This is a genomic window from Microbacterium sp. MDV22-iso44, assembly GCF_058629135.1.
This window is the reverse complement of record NZ_JBZVWS010000002.1, coordinates 14,891-32,751: the sequence shown is the minus strand read 5'-3', so window position 1 is coordinate 32,751 and position 17,861 is coordinate 14,891. Positions and strand designations below refer to the sequence as shown.

The 17,861-nt window shown below is 69.0% G+C and carries 20 protein-coding genes; 16 read left to right on the top strand and 4 right to left on the bottom strand.

The features are described 5' to 3' along the window. Positions 1-28: 28 nt before the first annotated feature. Entirely contained in the window at positions 29-694 is a 666-nt protein-coding gene (gene lexA / locus AC4NN1_RS06860) for a transcriptional repressor LexA (RefSeq protein WP_020098309.1), read from the bottom strand. Between the two features lie 304 nt (positions 695-998). Here lexA and AC4NN1_RS06855 point away from each other — a divergent pair, with 304 nt between their 5' ends. Genes AC4NN1_RS06855 through AC4NN1_RS06830 form a run of 6 tightly spaced genes read left to right on the top strand, consistent with a single transcriptional unit; the run spans position 999 to position 5,346 of the window. Then, positions 999-1,373 carry a LysM peptidoglycan-binding domain-containing protein gene (locus AC4NN1_RS06855; RefSeq protein WP_311859501.1) on the top strand — a complete coding sequence of 125 codons (375 nt, stop codon included), beginning with the start codon at positions 999-1,001 and terminating at the stop codon, positions 1,371-1,373. Positions 1,374-1,400: 27 nt separating this feature from the next. Next, positions 1,401-2,474, top strand: a complete 1,074-nt coding sequence (locus tag AC4NN1_RS06850; protein WP_018187221.1) for a histidinol-phosphate transaminase — start codon at positions 1,401-1,403, stop codon at positions 2,472-2,474. A 56-nt stretch (positions 2,475-2,530) separates the two neighbouring features. Then, a complete protein-coding gene (gene hisB / locus AC4NN1_RS06845; RefSeq protein ID WP_020098311.1) occupies positions 2,531-3,142 on the top strand; it encodes an imidazoleglycerol-phosphate dehydratase HisB in 612 nt (203 codons plus the stop codon). Next, positions 3,139-3,786, top strand: a complete 648-nt coding sequence (gene hisH / locus AC4NN1_RS06840; protein ID WP_018187223.1) for an imidazole glycerol phosphate synthase subunit HisH — start codon at positions 3,139-3,141, stop codon at positions 3,784-3,786. Before hisB ends, hisH begins: the two co-directional genes overlap by 4 nt. A 50-nt stretch (positions 3,787-3,836) precedes the next feature. Then, a complete protein-coding gene (gene priA / locus AC4NN1_RS06835; protein ID WP_018187224.1) occupies positions 3,837-4,583 on the top strand; it encodes a bifunctional 1-(5-phosphoribosyl)-5-((5-phosphoribosylamino)methylideneamino)imidazole-4-carboxamide isomerase/phosphoribosylanthranilate isomerase PriA in 747 nt (248 codons plus the stop codon). Next, positions 4,567-5,346 (top strand): SseB family protein, encoded by a 780-nt coding sequence (locus AC4NN1_RS06830; RefSeq protein ID WP_491954885.1) that lies wholly within the window; start codon positions 4,567-4,569, stop codon positions 5,344-5,346. The genes priA and AC4NN1_RS06830 overlap by 17 nt, the downstream gene beginning before the upstream one ends. Positions 5,347-5,392: 46 nt before the next feature. Here AC4NN1_RS06830 and AC4NN1_RS06825 read toward each other — a convergent pair whose 3' ends face one another. Then, a complete protein-coding gene (locus AC4NN1_RS06825; protein WP_018187226.1) occupies positions 5,393-5,791 on the bottom strand; it encodes a DUF1844 domain-containing protein in 399 nt (132 codons plus the stop codon). 202 nt (positions 5,792-5,993) lie between these two features. Here AC4NN1_RS06825 and infC point away from each other — a divergent pair, with 202 nt between their 5' ends. From infC to pheT, 10 genes are all read left to right on the top strand, one after another. Further along, on the top strand, positions 5,994-6,668 hold the full coding sequence (gene infC, locus AC4NN1_RS06820; RefSeq protein ID WP_081626449.1) for a translation initiation factor IF-3: 675 nt from the start codon (positions 5,994-5,996) through the stop codon (positions 6,666-6,668). A 47-nt stretch (positions 6,669-6,715) separates the two neighbouring features. Beyond that, entirely contained in the window at positions 6,716-6,910 is a 195-nt protein-coding gene (rpmI, locus tag AC4NN1_RS06815; RefSeq protein WP_018187228.1) for a 50S ribosomal protein L35, read from the top strand. A gap of 30 nt (positions 6,911-6,940) precedes the next feature. Continuing rightward, positions 6,941-7,321 carry a 50S ribosomal protein L20 gene (gene rplT, locus AC4NN1_RS06810; RefSeq protein ID WP_018187229.1) on the top strand — a complete coding sequence of 127 codons (381 nt, stop codon included), beginning with the start codon at positions 6,941-6,943 and terminating at the stop codon, positions 7,319-7,321. Positions 7,322-7,403: 82 nt separating this feature from the next. Continuing rightward, positions 7,404-8,204 (top strand): TrmH family RNA methyltransferase, encoded by an 801-nt coding sequence (locus AC4NN1_RS06805; RefSeq protein WP_116228483.1) that lies wholly within the window; start codon positions 7,404-7,406, stop codon positions 8,202-8,204. Between the two features lie 76 nt (positions 8,205-8,280). Then, positions 8,281-9,075 (top strand): amino acid ABC transporter ATP-binding protein, encoded by a 795-nt coding sequence (locus tag AC4NN1_RS06800; protein ID WP_018187231.1) that lies wholly within the window; start codon positions 8,281-8,283, stop codon positions 9,073-9,075. Positions 9,076-9,135: 60 nt separating this feature from the next. Further along, on the top strand, positions 9,136-10,032 hold the full coding sequence (locus AC4NN1_RS06795) for a glutamate ABC transporter substrate-binding protein (protein WP_491954884.1): 897 nt from the start codon (positions 9,136-9,138) through the stop codon (positions 10,030-10,032). A 67-nt stretch (positions 10,033-10,099) separates the two neighbouring features. Next, a complete protein-coding gene (locus AC4NN1_RS06790) occupies positions 10,100-10,756 on the top strand; it encodes an amino acid ABC transporter permease (RefSeq protein WP_491954883.1) in 657 nt (218 codons plus the stop codon). Next, a complete protein-coding gene (locus tag AC4NN1_RS06785; RefSeq protein WP_491954882.1) occupies positions 10,753-11,673 on the top strand; it encodes an amino acid ABC transporter permease in 921 nt (306 codons plus the stop codon). The genes AC4NN1_RS06790 and AC4NN1_RS06785 overlap by 4 nt, the downstream gene beginning before the upstream one ends. 48 nt (positions 11,674-11,721) lie before the next feature. Beyond that, positions 11,722-12,762: a phenylalanine--tRNA ligase subunit alpha gene (gene pheS, locus AC4NN1_RS06780; RefSeq protein WP_020098315.1), complete on the top strand. Its 1,041-nt coding sequence runs from the start codon at positions 11,722-11,724 to the stop codon at positions 12,760-12,762. Then, on the top strand, positions 12,762-15,272 hold the full coding sequence (gene pheT, locus AC4NN1_RS06775) for a phenylalanine--tRNA ligase subunit beta (RefSeq protein WP_336123392.1): 2,511 nt from the start codon (positions 12,762-12,764) through the stop codon (positions 15,270-15,272). Before pheS ends, pheT begins: the two co-directional genes overlap by 1 nt. A gap of 28 nt (positions 15,273-15,300) precedes the next feature. On the opposite strand, the gene AC4NN1_RS06770 is transcribed toward pheT, so the two are convergent. After that, entirely contained in the window at positions 15,301-16,671 is a 1,371-nt protein-coding gene (locus AC4NN1_RS06770) for a carboxylesterase family protein (RefSeq protein ID WP_491954881.1), read from the bottom strand. Positions 16,672-16,700: 29 nt separating this feature from the next. Continuing rightward, positions 16,701-17,825, bottom strand: coding sequence for an AAA family ATPase (locus AC4NN1_RS06765; protein ID WP_491954880.1), 1,125 nt, complete (start codon positions 17,823-17,825; stop codon positions 16,701-16,703). Positions 17,826-17,861 lie beyond the last annotated feature (36 nt).

The window sequence follows — 17,861 nt, the reverse complement described above, 5'->3', positions numbered from 1 at the left end:
TCACGCTACGCGGTGGCGCCCACCCGGATCACACGGCTCGAAGGACAGCGACGACCTTCCCGAGGACGACCGCGTCGTCGCCGAGGATCGGCTCGAACGCGGAGTTGCGGGGGAGGAGCCAGGTGTGTCCGTCGCGCTGGCGGAACGTCTTGACGGTGGCTTCGCCGTCGAGCATCGCCGCGACGATCTCACCATTTGACGCATCCGCCTGCGAGCGCACGACGACCCAGTCGCCATCGCAGATGGCGGCGTCGATCATCGAGTCCCCCGACACCCTCAGCATGAACAGGTCGCCCTTGCCGACGAGCTGACGGGGAAGGGGGAAGATCTCCTCGACCTGCTGCTCGGCGGTGATCGGCACCCCCGCGGCAATGCGTCCGACCAGGGGGACCATGGCGGCGTCGCCCACGGCGGGCGCGGCATCGGCCGGGTTCTCCCCGGCGGCGCCCGGGAGGTCGATGAGGACCTCCATGGCCCGGGTCTTGCCGGGATCGCGACGGAGGTACCCGCTCAGCTCGAGCTGATTGAGCTGATGGGTGACGCTCGAGAGCGACTTCAAGCCGACCGCATCCCCGATCTCACGCATGCTCGGCGGATACCCGTAGCGAGCGATCGACCGCTGGATCACCTCGAGGATCGCGAGCTGCTTGTCGCTCAGGCTCTTGCGCCGGCGGGTCTGCGGCTTGTCGCTCATGTCGTTCCTTTCACGGCCCCGCGTCCCCGCCGGTTTTCCGGGCGTCGGACGTCGAGCCGGGGGCACTCGCCTTCGAATGTCGGAGGTTGGTGATGGGCTCTGTTCATCGAAACCGTATCCGGTGTCGATGGGATCGTCCCGTAGCCGACCGCGTGTCGTCTTCGATCGATCTGCGGATAACCGCTCTCTTGACAGTGTACGAACATCGAAGATAGATTCGGAAGAGAACTTCGCACCCGCCCGTCCCGGCCGATGGGCGGGGGCGAAGATCTCATCTGACCGGGGTTGCCCCGAGGAGGACACCATGAACTCGATCACCACCATCACGCCCGCCCGTCCGGTCGCTGTCCGCACCCGTCTGCGTCTCACGACGCGTGGGCGCCGCGCCCTCATGACCGTTGCGACTCTGCCTGCCGTCGTCGCCCTGGGTGTCGGCATCCTTTCGGGTGGCGGCGCACTCGCCAGTGGCGATGCGGGCACGCCCGCGGGTTCCTTCAGCACCGTGACCGTTCTGCCCGGCGACTCGCTGTGGACCATCGCCCAGGACATCGCACCCGACAGCGACCCGCGTGACGTCATCGACGAGATCGTCCGCCTCAACGCCCTCCCGTCCACCGCCGTCGACGCCGGCGAGTCCCTCGCGATCCCCGCCTCCTACAGTGCTCAGGCGGCCGAATAAGGCGTCGTGACGCCCTACGATGGCGGGGTGAGTGCGAGTCTCGACGACCTACCCCTCCGTGACGACCTGCGCGGTCAGATCCCGTATGGAGCCCCGCAGGCCTCCCTCCCGGTGACGTTGAACGTCAACGAGAACACCCACCCTGTTCCCGAAGACGTCGCGGACGACATCCTGGATGCTGTCGCTCAGGCGCTCCGCGACATCAACCGGTACCCCGACCGCGAGTTCACGGTGCTGCGAGAGGGGTTCGCCGACTACCTCGGCCACGGTCTCGAACCGGAGCAGATCTGGGCGGCGAACGGGTCGAACGAAGTCCTCCACCACCTGCTGCAGGCGTTCGCCGGCCCGGGGCGGACGGCGTTCGGATTCTCGCCGACGTACTCGATGTATCCGCTGCTGACGGGGGCGACGGGCGCCACGTACGTCAGCGGCTCCCGCGGCGAGGACTTCACGCTCACCGCGGCCGACGCCGCCGAGCAGGTCGAGCGTGCGCAGCCCGATGTCGTGTTCCTCTGCTCGCCGAACAACCCGACGGGCACGCCCCTCTCCCTCGATGTCATCGAGGCGGTCTACGACGCGTCCCAGGGCATCGTGATCGTCGACGAGGCGTACCAGGAGTTCGCGCCGCACGACGAGCCCTCGGCGCTGACCCTTCTCCACGGGCGCGAGCGTCTCGTCGTCTCGCGGACGATGAGCAAGGCCTTCGCCTTCGCCGGTGCGCGGGTGGGGTACCTCGCCGCCGACCCTGCGGTGATCGACGCACTCCGGCTGGTGCGCCTGCCGTACCACCTGAGCGCGCTCACGCAGGCGGCTGCGACCGCTGCCCTGCGGCACGCGCCCACGATGCTCCGGATGGTCGATGACATCGTCGCCCAGCGCGACCGGATCTCCGCCACCCTCAGCGCCCTCGGGTACTCGCCCTACGAGAGCTGGTCGAACTTCGTCCTCTTCGGCGGCGTCGATGACCCGCAGGCCACGTGGCAGGGCTTGTACGACCGCGGCATCCTCGTCCGGGACGTCGGGCTACCGCACACCCTCCGCGTCTCCGCGGGCAGTGAAGAGGAGTCGACGGCATTCCTCGAGGCGCTCGCCTCGCTCTGAGTCGCACCGCGACATCGGGCGGCGGGACGGATGCCGCGCGTCGATAGACTCGACGCATGAGCACCCCCGCGTCCCGCACCGCCTCCGTCCGGCGTGCGACCAGCGAGTCGACGATCGAACTCGAGCTGGATCTCGACGGCACCGGCCAGAGCACGATCGACACGACAGTGCCGTTCTTCGACCACCTGCTCACGGCTTTCGCGAAACACTCGCTCACCGATCTGACCGTCCGCGCGACGGGCGACACGCACATCGACGCTCACCACACGGTGGAGGACACGGCGATCGTCCTCGGGCAGGCCATCCGTCAGGCGCTCGGCGACAAGGCGGGCATCTCCCGCTACGGCGACGCCCTCGTTCCCCTCGATGAGGCACTCGCCCAGGCGGTCGTGGACATCAGCGGGCGTCCGTACCTGGTTCACTCCGGAGAGCCCGAGGGGTACGAGTTCCACCTCATCGGCGGCCACTTCACCGGCTCGCTCGTCCGCCACGCGTTCGAGGCGATCGCGTTCCACGCGGGTCTGACCGTCCACGTCACGCTGGTCGGCGGACGCGACCCCCACCACATCGCCGAGGCCGAGTTCAAGGCGTTCGCGCGCGCCTTCCGTCAGGCGAAGGCGCTCGATCCGCTCGTCCAGGGCATCCCGAGCACGAAGGGCGCCCTGTGACCGCAGCACCGGTCGTCGCGGTCCTCGATTACGGCTCCGGCAACGTCCACTCGGCGGTCAAAGCGCTGATCGAGGCGGGCGCCGATGCGCGACTGACCAAGGATCGCGGCCTCATCGCGGACGCGGCCGGATTGCTCGTCCCGGGAGTCGGCGCGTTCTCCGCGGTCATGTCCGCACTCCGCGCGAGTCGCGGTGACGAGCTCATCGGTCGCCGCCTGGCGGGCGGGATGCCGGTGCTCGGCATCTGCGTCGGGATGCAGGTCATGTTCGAACTCGGCGTCGAGCGCGGGGTCGACACCGAGGGGATGGGGGAGTGGCCGGGGTCGGTCACCGAACTCCAGGCGCCGGTGCTTCCGCACATGGGGTGGAACACCGTCCGCACGGGCGAGGGCTCCACGCTGTTCGCCGGTCTCGAGGACGAGCGGTTCTACTTCGTCCACTCCTACGGTGCGCAGGACTGGACGCTCGACGTCATCAAGCCGTTCCGCGAGCCGGTGCTGACCTGGTGCGACTACGGCCGGCCGTTCCTCGCGGCCGTCGAGAACGGCCCGCTCTCGGCGACGCAGTTCCACCCTGAGAAGTCGGGGACCGCCGGCATCCGCTTGCTCTCCAACTGGATCTCCTCGCTTCCTGCGTCGGAGTAACCTGTCCCCTTGTGCGCGCGCCCGGCGTGCACCCCATCCCACCCGGAGCCATGAACGAATTCGCATCCACGCCCGAACTGACCCTGCTGCCCGCTGTGGACGTCGCCGACGGCAAGGCCGTCCGACTGACGCAGGGTGAGGCCGGCACCGAGACGAGCTACGGCGACCCGGTCGACGCAGCGCAGGAGTGGGCACGCCAGGGCGCGGAGTGGATCCACCTCGTCGACCTCGACGCGGCCTTCGGTCGCGGCTCGAACGCGTCACTGCTGCGCAAGGTGATCAAATCGCTCCGCGGCGTGAAGGTGGAGCTCTCGGGCGGCATCCGTGACGACGAATCCCTCGACGCGGCGCTCGACTCCGGTGCGACCCGCATCAACCTCGGCACCGCGGCTCTCGAGAACCCCGAATGGGCGGCCGACGTCATCCTCCGCTACGGCGAGGCGATCGCCGTCGGGCTCGACGTCCGCGGGACGACCCTGGCAGCCCGCGGGTGGACCCGTGACGGCGGCGACCTGTGGCAGGTCCTGGACCGTCTCGAGGATGCCGGGTGCAGCCGCTACGTGCTCACCGACGTGACGAAGGATGGCACGCTGCAAGGGCCGAACATCGAGCTGCTGCGCGAGGTCGCCGTCCGCACAGACAAGCCCGTCGTCGCATCCGGTGGGATCTCGAGCCTCGACGACATCGCCGCGCTCCGCGAACTCGTCCCGCTGGGCGTCGAGGGCGCGATCGTCGGCAAGGCCCTGTACGCCGGCGCGTTCACACTGGCCGAGGCGCTGGATGTCGCCGGACACTGACCCCCACTCGAGCAGCGCGGCCGATTCCGCCGGCGTCCCCTGGGAGGGGCGGAGCTTCCAGCCGAACCCCCACAGCGGAGACGACGGCAGCGCTGATCCGGCGCTGCTCGCGGCGCTGACCGCCTTCCACGCGGGTGAGGGGTCGGCGGGAGCCGTCGTCGACGCCTACCGGACGGCTCGCCTCCTCATCCCCCTGGTCGCCGAGAAGGGCGAGGAGGGCGTCGGGCCGACCGGCTTGATCGTCAATAAGACGCAGGAACTCTCGATCGTCACGGTCGCCGCTCCCGACGGCCGTCGCGTGCTGCCGGTGTTCACGTCGGTCGCAGCGATGTCGCGATGGGATGCCGCGGCCCGCCCGGTCCCCGCCGACGGCATCCGGACCGCGCTCTCGGCCGCGGCGGACGACACGGATCTCATCGTCATCGACCCCGGCAGCGAGACGGAGTTCGTCCTGCGCCGTCCCGCGGTGTGGGCGATCGGGCAGGGACTGCCGTGGGAGGCTCCGCACGTGTCGCCGGAGGTCTTCGCCGGCCTGCAGGAGTCGATCGGCACCGAGCTCGGTGTCCTGGATCTGTCGGTCGCGACGGGAGACCCCCACTCGCGTCTGCGGGGGCCCGAGCTCGTCGTGAGCCTGCACCTCGTCGACGGTCTCGATCAGCCCGCGCTCGACGCCATCCTGCAGCGACTCGCATCCCGGTGGGCGGCGGACGATCGCGTCGCCGTCCTCGTGGACGCGCTGACGGTCAAACTCGTCCGCGCCTGATACGCACGAAGGGGGATGCCGCACGGCATCCCCCTTCGTATCGGTGTCAGTTGACGGGACCGGTCCACTTCTCGCCCGGGCCCTTGCCGATCGGGTCGGGGATCGAGGATGCTTCGCGGAACGCGAGCTGCAGCGTCCGCAGCCCGTCACGGAGCGAGCGCGCGTGCATGTCGCTCACCTCGGGGGCGGCGGCGGTGATCAGGCCCGCGAGTGCGTTGATCAGCTTGCGGGCCTCGTCGAGGTCCTTCTGCTGGTCGGGATCGTCGGCGAGACCGAGTTTGACGGCGGCGGCGCTCATCAGGTGAACGGACGTGGTGGTGATCACCTCGACGGCCGGGACGTCCGCGATGTCGCGCGTGGCCGACTGCGCGACCCGCTCCTGTTCTTCCCAGCGCGAGAGGCGCTCGGGGTCGTGATCACTGTGGTCGGCCGGAATAGTACTCACGTGCTGCTCTCTGCTAGACTTCTGCGGGCACCGGAGTGTTCTGCTCCGTGTCGAAAGAGGATCACATCCCACCCGCGCTTGCCGCTCCAGGCTACCGGGTCTCGCACTCCGCCTCGCTCGTCGAGGTTGTCCAGGGTGCAGAACAGAACGCCGATGCATGCATCGTGCGGGGTGGACGTGACGATCTTCCGCCCGGCGACACATTTTCCGTGTCACCGGAGGCCGTCCACCGCACGAAGAGGAGTTCCGCATCAGCGATCCCCGCACCAATGACCGCATCCGCGTCCCCGAGGTCCGCCTCGTCGGACCCGCGGGTGAGCAGGTCGGCGTCGTCCGCATCGAGGTGGCCATGCGCCTGGCCCAGGAGGCCGACCTCGATCTCGTCGAGGTAGCCCCGAACTCGAAGCCCCCCGTGGTCAAGATCATGGATTACGGCAAGTTCAAGTACGAGGCTGCGCAGAAGGCCAAGGAAGCGCGGCGCAATCAGGCGAACACCGTCCTCAAGGAGGTCCGGTTCCGTCTGAAGATCGAGGCGCACGACTACATAACCAAGCTCAAGCGCGCCGAGGGCTTCCTCCAGGCGGGCGACAAGGTGAAGGCGATGATCCTCTTCCGCGGTCGCGAGCAGTCGCGCCCCGAGCAGGGTGTCCGTCTCCTCCGCAAGTTCGCCGAGGATGTGGCCGAGTTCGGCACCGTGGAATCCAACCCCACGATCGACGGACGCAACATGGTCATGGTCGTCGCGCCCCACAAGAACAAGTCCGAGGTCAAGACCGAGCAGAACGCCGTTCGCGCGGCGTCCAAGCAGGCAGCGCGCGATGCGCGCGGTGGTCAGGCCGACGACGAACAGACCCCCGCTTCCGCTCCGGCGGAGTAAGCGCACCACAGACTCCCGTCCGCGGGATCCCCAACGAAGGAAGAGATATGCCGAAGCAGAAGACCCACTCGGGTGCCAAGAAGCGTTTCAAGGTCACCGGCAGCGGCAAGCTGATGAAGCAGCAGGCCAACCTGCGCCACAACCTCGAGGGCAAGGCGACCCGTCGTACCCGTCGCCTCGACCAGGAGCAGGTCCTGGCCAAGGGTGACGCCAAGGTCGCCAAGAAGCTCCTCGGCATCTGATCGCCGACGCAGATTTAGGAAGTAGAAGAAATGGCTAGAGTCAAGCGGGCTGTCAACGCCCACAAGAAGCGTCGCGTCATCCTCGAGCGCGCCTCCGGTTACCGCGGACAGCGTTCGCGCCTGTACCGCAAGGCGAAGGAGCAGGTCACCCACTCGCTCGTCTACGCATACCGGGACCGTCGCAAGCGCAAGGGCGACTTCCGTCGCCTCTGGATCCAGCGCATCAACGCCGCTGCCCGCCAGAACGGTGTCACGTACAACCGCTTCATCCAGGGCCTCGGCCTCGCGGGTGTCCAGGTCGACCGTCGCATGCTCGCCGAGCTCGCGGTGAACGAGCCCGCCGTCTTCGCGTCGCTCGTCGCGACCGCCAAGGCTGCGCTGCCGGCTGACGTCAACGCCCCCAAGGCCTGACCGCGTCACCTTTCAGAAAGGGCGTCCTCTTCGGAGGGCGCCCTTTCGCGTGCCCGCCGTACCCGCGCCCTACACTGAGAACGTGCTCGAGAACCCCCGATCGCCGCGTGTCCGCGCTGTTGCGAAGCTGACCAAGCGTGCAGCCCGTCAAGAGACCGGGCTCTACCTGCTCGAAGGTCCGCAGGCGGCGAGGGAGGCCCTCGTCTGGCGGCCCGACACGCTCATCGAGTTGTATGCGACTCCGTCGGCATGGGAGAAGCACCAGGACATTCGCGATGCGGCATCCGACGCGGACGTCGATGTCGAGTTCGCGAGCGAGGCGGTGATCGAGGCGATGGCCGACACCGTGACCCCGCAGGGCATCATCGCGGTGGCCCGGCAGGTGCCGACGTCGGTGCGCGACATCTTCGCCGATGACCCGAAGCTCATCGTGATCTGCGAGGAGGTGCGCGATCCCGGCAACCTCGGCACGATCATCCGAGCAGCGGATGCCGTCGGTGCCGACGCGGTCATCCTCACCGGTCGTACCGTCGATCCCTTCAACCCCAAGGTCGTCCGCGCGACGACCGGTTCGCTTTTCCACCTTCCGGTGGCCGTCGGTATCGAACTGGCGGATGCCGCGGGCCGTGCCCGCTCGGCGGGCCTGCGGATCGTCGCTGCCGACGTCGGGGGAGAGGACTTCGTCGCCCACCGCGCGACTCTGGCCGAGCCGACCGCGTGGGTGTTCGGAAACGAAGCCCGGGGCCTCGACGATGATGCACTGGCGCTGGTCGACCTGTCGCTGCGACTGCCGATCTACGGTCGAGCGGAATCGCTGAACCTCGCGACCGCCGCGAGCGTCTGCCTGTACGAGTCGGCGTTCGCCCAGCGTGCGGGCAACTGACGCCGAATGATTACGGAACTGTAAACCCCGCGCAACCAGGCGGGTCTCCGGGCGTCATCCCCCATAGGGTCGGAGCATGACCACTCCTGCTGCCGATCCTGCGCCGCGCACGTCGAACATCGACGTCCGCCGCGGCCAGCCGCTCGTCGTCCTGACGAACGTGCAGAAGCACTACGGCGACTTCCAGGCCCTCACCGACATAGACCTGTCGGTCAACCGCGGCGAGGTCGTCGTCGTGGTCGGCCCGTCCGGGTCGGGCAAGTCGACGCTCTGCCGCACGATCAACCGGCTCGAGACGATCACGAGCGGGTCGATCACGATCGACGGCGCCGATCTCCCCGCCGAAGGGAAGGCGCTCGCGGCGCTCCGTGCCGATGTCGGCATGGTCTTCCAGTCGTTCAACCTGTTCTCGCATCTGACGATCCTCGAGAACGTCACGCTCGGCCCGATCAAGGTCAAGGGCATGAAGAAGGCGGATGCCGAGAAGCTCGCCCGTGAGCTCCTCGACCGCGTGGGCGTCGGCCACCAGGCCGACAAGCTCCCCGCCCAGCTCTCGGGTGGTCAGCAGCAGCGCGTCGCGATCGCTCGCGCCCTGGCGATGAAGCCGAAGGTCATGCTCTTCGACGAGCCGACCTCGGCCCTCGACCCCGAGATGATCAACGAGGTCCTCGACGTCATGGTCGGCCTCGCCCAGGACGGGATGACGATGATCGTCGTCACCCACGAGATGGGCTTCGCCCGCAAGGCTGCTGACCGCGTGGTCTTCATGGCCGACGGGCTGATCGTCGAGGAAGCGACGCCGCAGGAGTTCTTCACGAACCCGAAGAGCGACCGCGCGAAGGACTTCCTCTCCAAGCTCATCACCCATTGAGACGTCCGCGCCCTGCACCGGCGCGACGAACGACGAACGACACGAAACCAGGAGGATCACATGCGTAAGACACGACTCGCCGGCGCCTTCGCCGGTATCGCGATCGCGGCACTCGCACTCGCAGGCTGCAACAGCGGCAGCCCCACCGCACCCGGCGGCGCTGCCGGCGGAGACGACGACACCAAGGCCCTCTGGGAGGTCGCGAGCGACGTGAAGCTCGACGGCAGCCCGACATTCGACCGTGCCTCGAAGGCCGACAAGATCGTGGTCGGCGTCAAGAGCGACCAGCCCGGCCTCGGCTACGAAGACGCTGTCTCGGGTGAGCGCACCGGCTTCGACGTCGACATCGCTCGGTGGATCGCCGCATCCCTCGGATTCGACGAGGACAAGATTGACTTCCAGACGATCCCGTCGGCGAACCGCGAGCAGGAGATCGTCAACGGCAACATCGACTACTACGTCGGTACGTACTCGATGACGGACGCGCGCGACGAGGTCATCGACTTCGCGGGACCGTACTTCATCACGGGCCAGGGCCTCCTGGTTGCGGCGGATGACGACTCGATCAACGGTCCCGACGACCTCAAGGACAAGGTCACGTGCTCCGTGACGGGCTCCACGCCGCTGCAGCGCATTCGCGACGAGTACAACGGCGAGGTCACCGAACGTCAGACCTACTCGGAGTGCGTCGAGCAGCTTCTGAACGGTCAGGTCGACGCCATCACGACCGACGAAGCGATCCTCGCCGGCTACGTGGCCGAGAGTGACGGAAAGCTCAAGCTCGCCGGGGAGCCCTTCAGCGAGGAGCGCTACGGCGTCGGTCTCGCAGACGGCGACACCGTCCTGAAGGACCACATCAACACCCTCTTCACGGACGGCGGCGACGTGTGGACCGCGCTGTACGAGAAGTACCTCGAGCCTGCCGGAGTCAAGGCCACGCAGCCCGAGGTCGACTGACCTCCGACCCCGGGGACACGTGTTCGTGTCCCCGGGGCTCCTCACTTGAGACGTTCGAAAGGACCCCATGGGCGTCATCACCGACAACCTCGACTTCTGGGGTGAAGCGCTCCTCGGCACGCTCGTCCTCTTCTTCGGGGGCGGGCTGATCGCCCTCATCCTCGGAATCATCGTCGGCGCGATGCGCGTCTCGCCGGTGCCGATCGCGCGTGCCGTGGGCACGTTCTACGTCAACACGATCCGCAACACACCGCTGACCCTCGTCTTCTTCGGATTCGCCTTCACCCTTCCTCCGCTTCTCGACATCAGGTCGAGCGGCGGCGTGCAGGTGGTGTTCGCCGTGGCGGCGCTCGGGATCTACACGGCCACGTACGTAGCCGAGACGGTGCGCTCCGGCATCAACACGGTGCCGGTCGGTCAAGCCGAGGCTGCGCGAGCACTCGGCCTGACCTTCGGACAGGTCATGTCGCTCGTCGTGCTCCCGCAGGCGTTCAGATCCGTCATCCCGCCGATGATGAGCGTCTTCATCGCACTACTGAAGAACACGACCGTCGCTGCCGGGTTCTCGGTCATGAACCTCGGCTCCGCCCGCGACTGGCTGAGCGAGCGAGGCGAGAACCAGCTCGTCGTCATCATCTGCGTCATGGTCATCTTCGTCGCCCTTGTCCTGCTTCTCTCGTGGGGTCAACGGACACTCGAGAACCGATGGAAGGTGGCGCGATGAGCAGCAGCGTCCTTTACGACGTCCCCGGCCCCCGGGCGATCGCACGCAACCGCATCATCGGTGTGGCGGTCGTCCTCGTGGTTGCGGCCGTTATCGGCTTCCTCGTGTGGCGTCTCGCAGCCACGGGTCAGTTCTCCGCCGAGAAGTGGAACGCGTTCACTTACACCCGCATCTGGGAGCAGTTCCTCCTTGCGGCGGGCCGCACCTTGGCTGCTTTTGGCGTGGCCGCGGTCGGTGCTCTCACGCTCGGATTCATCCTCGCAATCGGACGCCTCTCGGATCACGCATGGGTTCGTCTCCCGGTCGCCGCCGTCGTCGAATTCCTGCGCGCGGTGCCGGTGCTCGTGACGATGTTCCTCCTCTATTACGGGATGCCGGTGATCGGTATCCGGATCGAGGGGTACTGGGTCGTCGTCATCGCTCTCATCGTCTACAACGGTTCGGTCCTTGCCGAGGTGATCCGAGCGGGAGTGGAGTCGCTGCCCCGTGGGCAGTCGGAGGCGGGATACGCGCTCGGTCTGCGGAAGGCGGGCGTCATGCGTCTCGTGCTTCTGCCCCAGGCGATCCGCGCGATGATGCCCGTGATCATCGCTCAGCTCGTCGTCACCTTGAAAGACACCGCGCTCGGCTTCATCATCACGTACGAGGAGCTCCTCTTCTACGCGAAGTACCTCGGCTCGCAGAACTCACTCGACCGCCCCATCGTGCAGGCGACGATCGTCGCAGGCATCATCTACATCGGTCTGTGTCTCGCGCTGTCCGGTGTCGCCAAGCTGGTCGAGAAGCGTCTCAGCCGTACTCCGGGCACTCCCGTCGCGGCGGCGGCTCGGCCTCTTCACGAGACCACCGACACCGAGCTCATCGCCGCTCAGCTGAAGGCGAGCTCGAAAGACGCGGGTACCGGCCGGGCAGTCTGACGTCCTACCGGCGGGCCGCACTCCGGCCCGCCGGTAGACTCGTCTCTCGTGTCCGACGCACCCGAGATCACCCCCGAGGCGGTGGATGCCGCCGTCGCTGACGCGCTGGCAGCCTTCGCCGCCGCACCCGACACGGCTGCCCTCAAGGCGGCACGATCGGCTCACACCGCGGAGGGGTCACCCCTCGCGCGGCTCAACGCGCAGATGCGGAACGTGCCGAACGACCAGAAGGCCGCGGCGGGCAAGCTCGTCGGTCAGGCTCGCGGTCGCGTCAACCAGGCGCTCGCGGCTCGAGAGGCCGAGCTCGCCGCCGCCGAGACCGCAGCGAAGCTCGAAGCCGAACGCGTCGACATCACGGCGGTCGCCCCGCGCGGACGGGTCGGGGCGCGGCATCCCATCTCCCTCCTCCAGGAGGAGATCGCCGACCTCTTCGTCGGCATGGGGTGGGAGATCGCGGAAGGACCCGAACTCGAGCACGAGTGGTTCAACTTCGACGCCCTCAACTTCGCGCCCGATCACCCGGCGCGGCAGATGCAGGACACGTTCTTCGTCGACCCGGTCGCCCGCCACCTCGTCATGCGCACGCACACGAGCCCGGTGCAGGTCCGCTCGATGCTCGAGCGCGACGTGCCGATCTACATCCTCTGCCCGGGCCGGGTCTACCGCACCGACGAGTTCGATGCGACGCACCTCCCTGCCTTCACGCAGTTCGAGGGGCTCGTGATCGACAAGGGCATCACGATGGCGCACCTCAAGGGCACCCTCGACCACGCCGCGAAGGTCTTGTTCGGTGCCGAGGCGAAGACCCGGTTCCGCACCAACTACTTCCCCTTCACTGAGCCGTCCGCCGAGCTCGACCTCTGGCACCCCACCTTCCCCGGTGGCGCGCGCTGGATCGAGTGGGGTGGATGCGGGATGGTGAACCCCAACGTCCTCCGCGCCGCCGGCATCGACCCCGAGGTGTACTCGGGCTTCGCCTTCGGCATGGGCATCGAGCGGACGCTGATGTTCCGCAGCGATGTGCAGGACATGCGCGACATGGCCGAGGGCGATGTCCGCTTCAGCGAGCAGTTCGGAATGGTGGTCTGATGCGCGTCCCGCTCTCTTGGCTCGGCGAATACGTCGATGTGGCCGAAGGCACGACCCCCGAGGACGTCCTCGCCTCCTTCGTCTCCGTCGGATTCGAGGAGGAGGACGTCCACGCGTTCGACCTCACCGGTCCGATCGTCGTCGGACGCGTCGTCTCGTTCGAGGCCGAGCCGCAGTCCAACGGCAAGACCATCCGGTGGTGCCAGGTCGACGTCGGCGAGGCGAACGGCGGCGTCCGCGGCATCGTCTGCGGCGCCGGCAACTTCTTCGAGGGCGACAAAGTCGTCGTGACGCTGCCGGGAGCCGTCCTGCCCGGCCCGTTTCCGATCGCGGCGCGGAAGACGTACGGCCATGTCTCGGACGGCATGATCGCCTCCGCCAAGGAACTCGGCCTGGGGGAGGAGCACTCCGGCATCCTCCGCCTGACGGAACTCGGCCTCGACCCCGAGGTCGGGACCGACGCGATCGCCCTCCTCGGCCTCGACGACGTCGCCGTCGACATCAATGTCACGCCCGACCGCGGGTACGCGCTCTCGATCCGCGGTGCGGCACGCGAGTACGCGCACGCGACCCGAGCCCGCTTCACCGACCCCGGCCTGCGCCCCTTCGAGGAGCTCGAGCAGCCCACCGGCGGGTTCGACATCACCGTCGACGACGCGGCTCCCATCCACGGCAAACCCGGTGCGAGCGAGTTCGTCGTGCGCATCGTCCGCGACGTCGACCCGTCCCGGCCGACGCCGCCCTGGATGACCGCGCGCCTGTCGCTCGCCGGCATCCGCTCGCTCGGCATCCTGATCGACATCACCAACTACGTGATGCTCGAACTGGGCAACCCGATCCACGGCTACGACCTCGACACGCTCACCGGCGGCATCACCGTCCGCCGCGCCTCGGCAGGGGAGAAGCTCACGACCCTCGACGGCAAGGAGCGCACCCTCGACGCCGAGGACCTGCTCATCACCGACGAGTCGGGCCCCATCGGCCTGGCGGGCGTCATGGGCGGCGGCAAGACCGAGATGGGGGATGCCACGCGCAACGTCCTCATCGAGGCGGCCATCTTCGACCCGGTGTCGATCGCCCGCACGGCGCGTCGGCACAAGCTGCCCAGCGAGGCGTCCCGGCGCTTCGAGCGCGGCGTCGACCCGCTCATCCCGTTCGTCGCGGCACGCCGCGTCGCCGACCTGATGGTCGAACTCGCCGGCGGCACGCTCGACACGACCACGGGCGGCGCACTCTTCGCCGAGGTTTTCGTCCCGTCCGTCGACCTCCCCGAGTCGTTCGTCAGCGGCCTCATCGGCGTCGACTACACGACCGACGAGATCGTCGGCGCGCTCGAGACCATCGGGTGCGAGGTCATCGACGCCGACGGCGGCTGGGAGGTCATCCCGCCCTCCTGGCGCCCCGACCTCACCGACCGGTGGACGCTCGCCGAAGAAGTCGCGCGCCTGCACGGGCTCGATCGGATCCCGTCCATCCTCCCGACGCCTCCCTCCGGACGCGGTCTCACGGCTGCGCAGCGCGGACGTCGTCGCGTCGCAAACGCGTTGGCTGCCTCCGGTCACGTCGAGGTCGTCGCGTTCCCGTTCACGACCGAGGATCAGAACGACCTGCACGGTTCGGCGGCGGGAGAGCACCTGCCCTCCATCAGGCTCGCCAACCCGCTCGACGGTCAGGCGCCCTTCCTGCGGCGTTCGCTTCTTCCCGGTCTTCTGCAGATCGCGCACCGGAACGTCTCCCGCGGCTTCACCGACGTCGCCCTCTTCGAGACCGGCACGGTGTTCGCACCGGTCGAGGGCGTCGAGTACGGCACCACCACCGTGCCGCCGCTCGCGCAGCTGCCCGATGAGGCCACGCTCGCCGCACTGCACGCATCGATCCCGCCGCAGCCCCGGCACGTCGCCGTCCTGCTGCACGGCAACGCCCTGGTGAAGCGCCCCGGCCAGTCGGCGGTCGCCTTCGACCTCGCCGATGCGCTCGGTGCGGTCCAGACGGTCGCCGCGGCGGCCGGGGTCGCGATCGAGGTCCGCCAGTCCCAGCGTGCGGCGCTCCACCCCGGACGCGCCGGTTCGCTCTTCGTCGGGGACACCGAGGTCGGTTACGTCGGCGAGCTGCTCCCGGCCGTCGCGGAGGCCGCTGACCTGCACGGCCGTGCCTTCGTCGCCGAGCTCGACCTCGACGCGGTGCTCGCACTCACGCCAGCACCGGATGCCGCGCCCTCGCTCGCGACCTATCCGGCCGCGACGCAGGACGTCTCGCTCGTCGTGGCCGCCGACCTCGCCGCCGGCGCGGTGCGCGACGCGCTCGTCGACGGGGCCGGCCCCCTCCTCGAGGACATCCGCCTCGTCGACGACTACCGGGGTACCGGTCTGCCGGACGGCTCGAAGAGCCTCACGTTCGCCCTGCGCTTCCGTGCCGACGACCGCACGCTGACCGCCGCGGAGGCGACGGACGCGAAGCTCGCGGGCGTCGCGGTCGCGGCCGAGCGGCATGGAGCCGCGATCCGCGACTGATCCGATCACCCTGCGGGGTGTGCTGCGGTCAGCCGCGATCGAAGCGCATACCGCAGGCATCGGCATCCGCGTCGGGTGCGACGGTGCCGGTCCGCGCGAAGTCAGCCCAGACACTCCGCACCGCGCGCCCGCGCGCGTCGACTTCGGCCCAGGCGTCGGGCGGAACGAGGCTCGTCCGCGTCCAGGCATCGCGGGTTCCGAGCACCAGCGGGACGTCGACGGTGTGTCCGACTCCGATCGGACTGGACTCGGGTGCTGCCTCCAGCAGGTACCGCACGGCGCGACCGCCCGCCGCTCGGTGGCGATCGACGAATGCCCGCACGGGCCGCGTGTAGACGACGCGGGTCAGCGGCCCCACCATCGCGCGCATGAGCAGCGCTCGGAGAGCGCGCCCCAGGACGGGAGCCCGCAGGAGCGGCGCGACCACGGGCAGCGCCGGCAGGTACATCGCGATCTCTTCGCGCGTCGTGCCGATGAGCAGGTCGACGTCCGATGCGACGGCTTGCCACGCGGCATCCCGCTGCGCTTCGGTCGGAAGGGGAGCATGACCGTAGCGCGGACCCCACGGAAGCCCCGAACGGATGCCGAACGGCCAGGAGGCGCGCTCCGCCCCGGACTGCCGCCGCAGCACCGCATCGGTCGCGGCGTCGGGGGCGAGCGCCCGCGTCACGCGCGCCATCGCTCGGAACATGCGCTCCCGTCCGCCGGTGACGCCGAGGGGCGGGCTCTGCACGATGGCCCTGCGGATGAGTCCGCGCGCCCCCTCGCTGATCAGGAGATGCAGGATCGCGTCGGCGCCCGCGGACTGGCCCATCGCGGTGAGGGTTGTCGGATCCCCACCGAACGCGCCGATCGACGCGTGGATCCAGCGCAACGCTTCGATCTGATCCAGCAGGCCCAGGTTGGCGGGCGGTCCGTCCTGCGGATGCCTCGGGCCGGATCCGCCGCCGCCGAACCCCAGCAGCCCCAACCGCGAGGTCACGGCGACGACGATGACGCGCTGCTCGACGACGAGCGCGCGGGGGTCGTAGATCTCGAGGTCGCCGGCACCCGTCGTGTATCCGCCGCCGTGGAACCAGACGATGACGGGAACGACCTCACCGGGATCGAGGTCCGCCGGCAGCGTGATCGACAGGCGTTGGCAGTCCTCGGACTGGCTCACACCGTCGAGGGCGCCCTCCAGGAGGGTGTCAAGGATCCGCGACGACGGCTGCGGGCAGGCAGGCGCCGGAGTCACCGCGCTGAGCACTGCGCGTCCGGCCGGTGCCGCCACGGGCGCCTCCCCGCGGGCGGCGGTCGCGTAGGGGATTCCCCGGTAGCGGATGACGTCGCCGTCGCGGAGGCCCGTGACGGGCCCGGAGCGCGTCGGGATCGGACCGGGGACGGCGAGTGGCGGCATCCCGTAACGCTATCCGTCGAGGGGGCTGCTCAGCGCTTGCCCCAGTTCCACGGCGTGCCGTCCAATCGGCCCCGTCCCTCGACGGCCGTGCCGTTGCTGTACCGCTCGAGAGAGACCCGGTTGGCATCGGGTATCGCGTCGACGAGCCCGGACGCGTGCGACACCAGGATGACCTGCGTCTGCTCGGATGCCGCCCGCACGAGATGCGCCAACGGTTCGAGCAGGCTCGGGTGAAGGCTCGACTCCGGCTCGTTGAGGACCGTGAGGGGTGCGGGCCTGGCGGGCAGGAGCGCCGCGCACAGGAGCAGGTAACGGAGGGTCCCGTCCGAGAGTTCGGCCGCGTCCAGGGGTCGCAGGAGCCCCGACTGCCTGACGGTGAGTCGCAGCACGCCGTCGGTCGCCTCGACGCGCACGCGACTGCCGGGGAACGCGTCGTCGACGGCGCGATCGAGTTGATGCCCGAAGCCCATGTCGTGGACCGTGGCCCAGACCGCCGCGAGGTTCGACCCGTCGTGGGCGAGGAGCGGCGACCGCGTACCGACCTGGGGACGGCGGGCGGGGGCGTCCGCATCCACCCGGAAGTGGTCGTAGAAGCGCCAGCCGTTCATCATCCGTCGGAGCCCCAGCAGCTCCGGGGCGGTGTCGCCGTCGGCCAGGTCCGTGATGATGCTCTCGAACGGAGCGAGCTTCTGGTCGAGACTCACCCACGCGCCGTCCCGAACGCGGGTCTGCGTTCGGAGCCGGTCGATCAGAAGGGTCGCCGGCTTGGCCAGGGGGCCGGCGAAGACCTGCTCCCGCTTGATCTCGGGGTCACGGGCGAACACGCTCTCCTGGGAGATCTGGGGGATGCCGAGGTCGACGAGGTATCCGAGCTCGTCCGACGCGAACCCGAGCTGCACCGCGATCGGGCCCCGACGCACGGTGCCCTGATCGCCACCTTCCTCCGGCCCAGCCCACAGCAGGGACGGCAGACCTCCCTCGCGTGCGACGGCTCCGACGAGGTCGCCGCGCGCAGCGGATGCCAGTAAACGCAGCGCGCGGTAGAGGTTGGACTTGCCCGAGCCGTTCGGGCCCGTCACGACCGTGAGCGCTTCGAGGGGCAGCACGATGTCGCGGAGGGATCGGTAACCGGAGACGGCGAGCGTGCGCAGCATCCCCTCACCCTGCCAGGTGGGGTGGACATCGCGACA

Excerpts from the sequence above, each read along its gene's own strand:
- AC4NN1_RS06765 (WP_491954880.1), bottom strand. The coding sequence starts at position 17,825 with ATGCTGCGCACGCTCGCCGTCTCCGGTTACCGATCCCTCCGCGACATC.
- AC4NN1_RS06855 (WP_311859501.1), top strand. The coding sequence starts at position 999 with ATGAACTCGATCACCACCATCACGCCCGCCCGTCCGGTCGCTGTCCGC.
- rpmI (WP_018187228.1), top strand. The coding sequence starts at position 6,716 with ATGCCGAAGCAGAAGACCCACTCGGGTGCCAAGAAGCGTTTCAAGGTC.
- lexA (WP_020098309.1), bottom strand. The coding sequence starts at position 694 with ATGAGCGACAAGCCGCAGACCCGCCGGCGCAAGAGCCTGAGCGACAAG.
- rplT (WP_018187229.1), top strand. The coding sequence starts at position 6,941 with ATGGCTAGAGTCAAGCGGGCTGTCAACGCCCACAAGAAGCGTCGCGTC.
- AC4NN1_RS06795 (WP_491954884.1), top strand. The coding sequence starts at position 9,136 with ATGCGTAAGACACGACTCGCCGGCGCCTTCGCCGGTATCGCGATCGCG.
- AC4NN1_RS06800 (WP_018187231.1), top strand. The coding sequence starts at position 8,281 with ATGACCACTCCTGCTGCCGATCCTGCGCCGCGCACGTCGAACATCGAC.
- AC4NN1_RS06785 (WP_491954882.1), top strand. The coding sequence starts at position 10,753 with ATGAGCAGCAGCGTCCTTTACGACGTCCCCGGCCCCCGGGCGATCGCA.
- AC4NN1_RS06770 (WP_491954881.1), bottom strand. The coding sequence starts at position 16,671 with ATGCCGCCACTCGCCGTCCCCGGTCCGATCCCGACGCGCTCCGGGCCC.
- pheT (WP_336123392.1), top strand. The coding sequence starts at position 12,762 with ATGCGCGTCCCGCTCTCTTGGCTCGGCGAATACGTCGATGTGGCCGAA.
- AC4NN1_RS06790 (WP_491954883.1), top strand. The coding sequence starts at position 10,100 with ATGGGCGTCATCACCGACAACCTCGACTTCTGGGGTGAAGCGCTCCTC.
- hisB (WP_020098311.1), top strand. The coding sequence starts at position 2,531 with ATGAGCACCCCCGCGTCCCGCACCGCCTCCGTCCGGCGTGCGACCAGC.
- AC4NN1_RS06830 (WP_491954885.1), top strand. The coding sequence starts at position 4,567 with ATGTCGCCGGACACTGACCCCCACTCGAGCAGCGCGGCCGATTCCGCC.
- priA (WP_018187224.1), top strand. The coding sequence starts at position 3,837 with ATGAACGAATTCGCATCCACGCCCGAACTGACCCTGCTGCCCGCTGTG.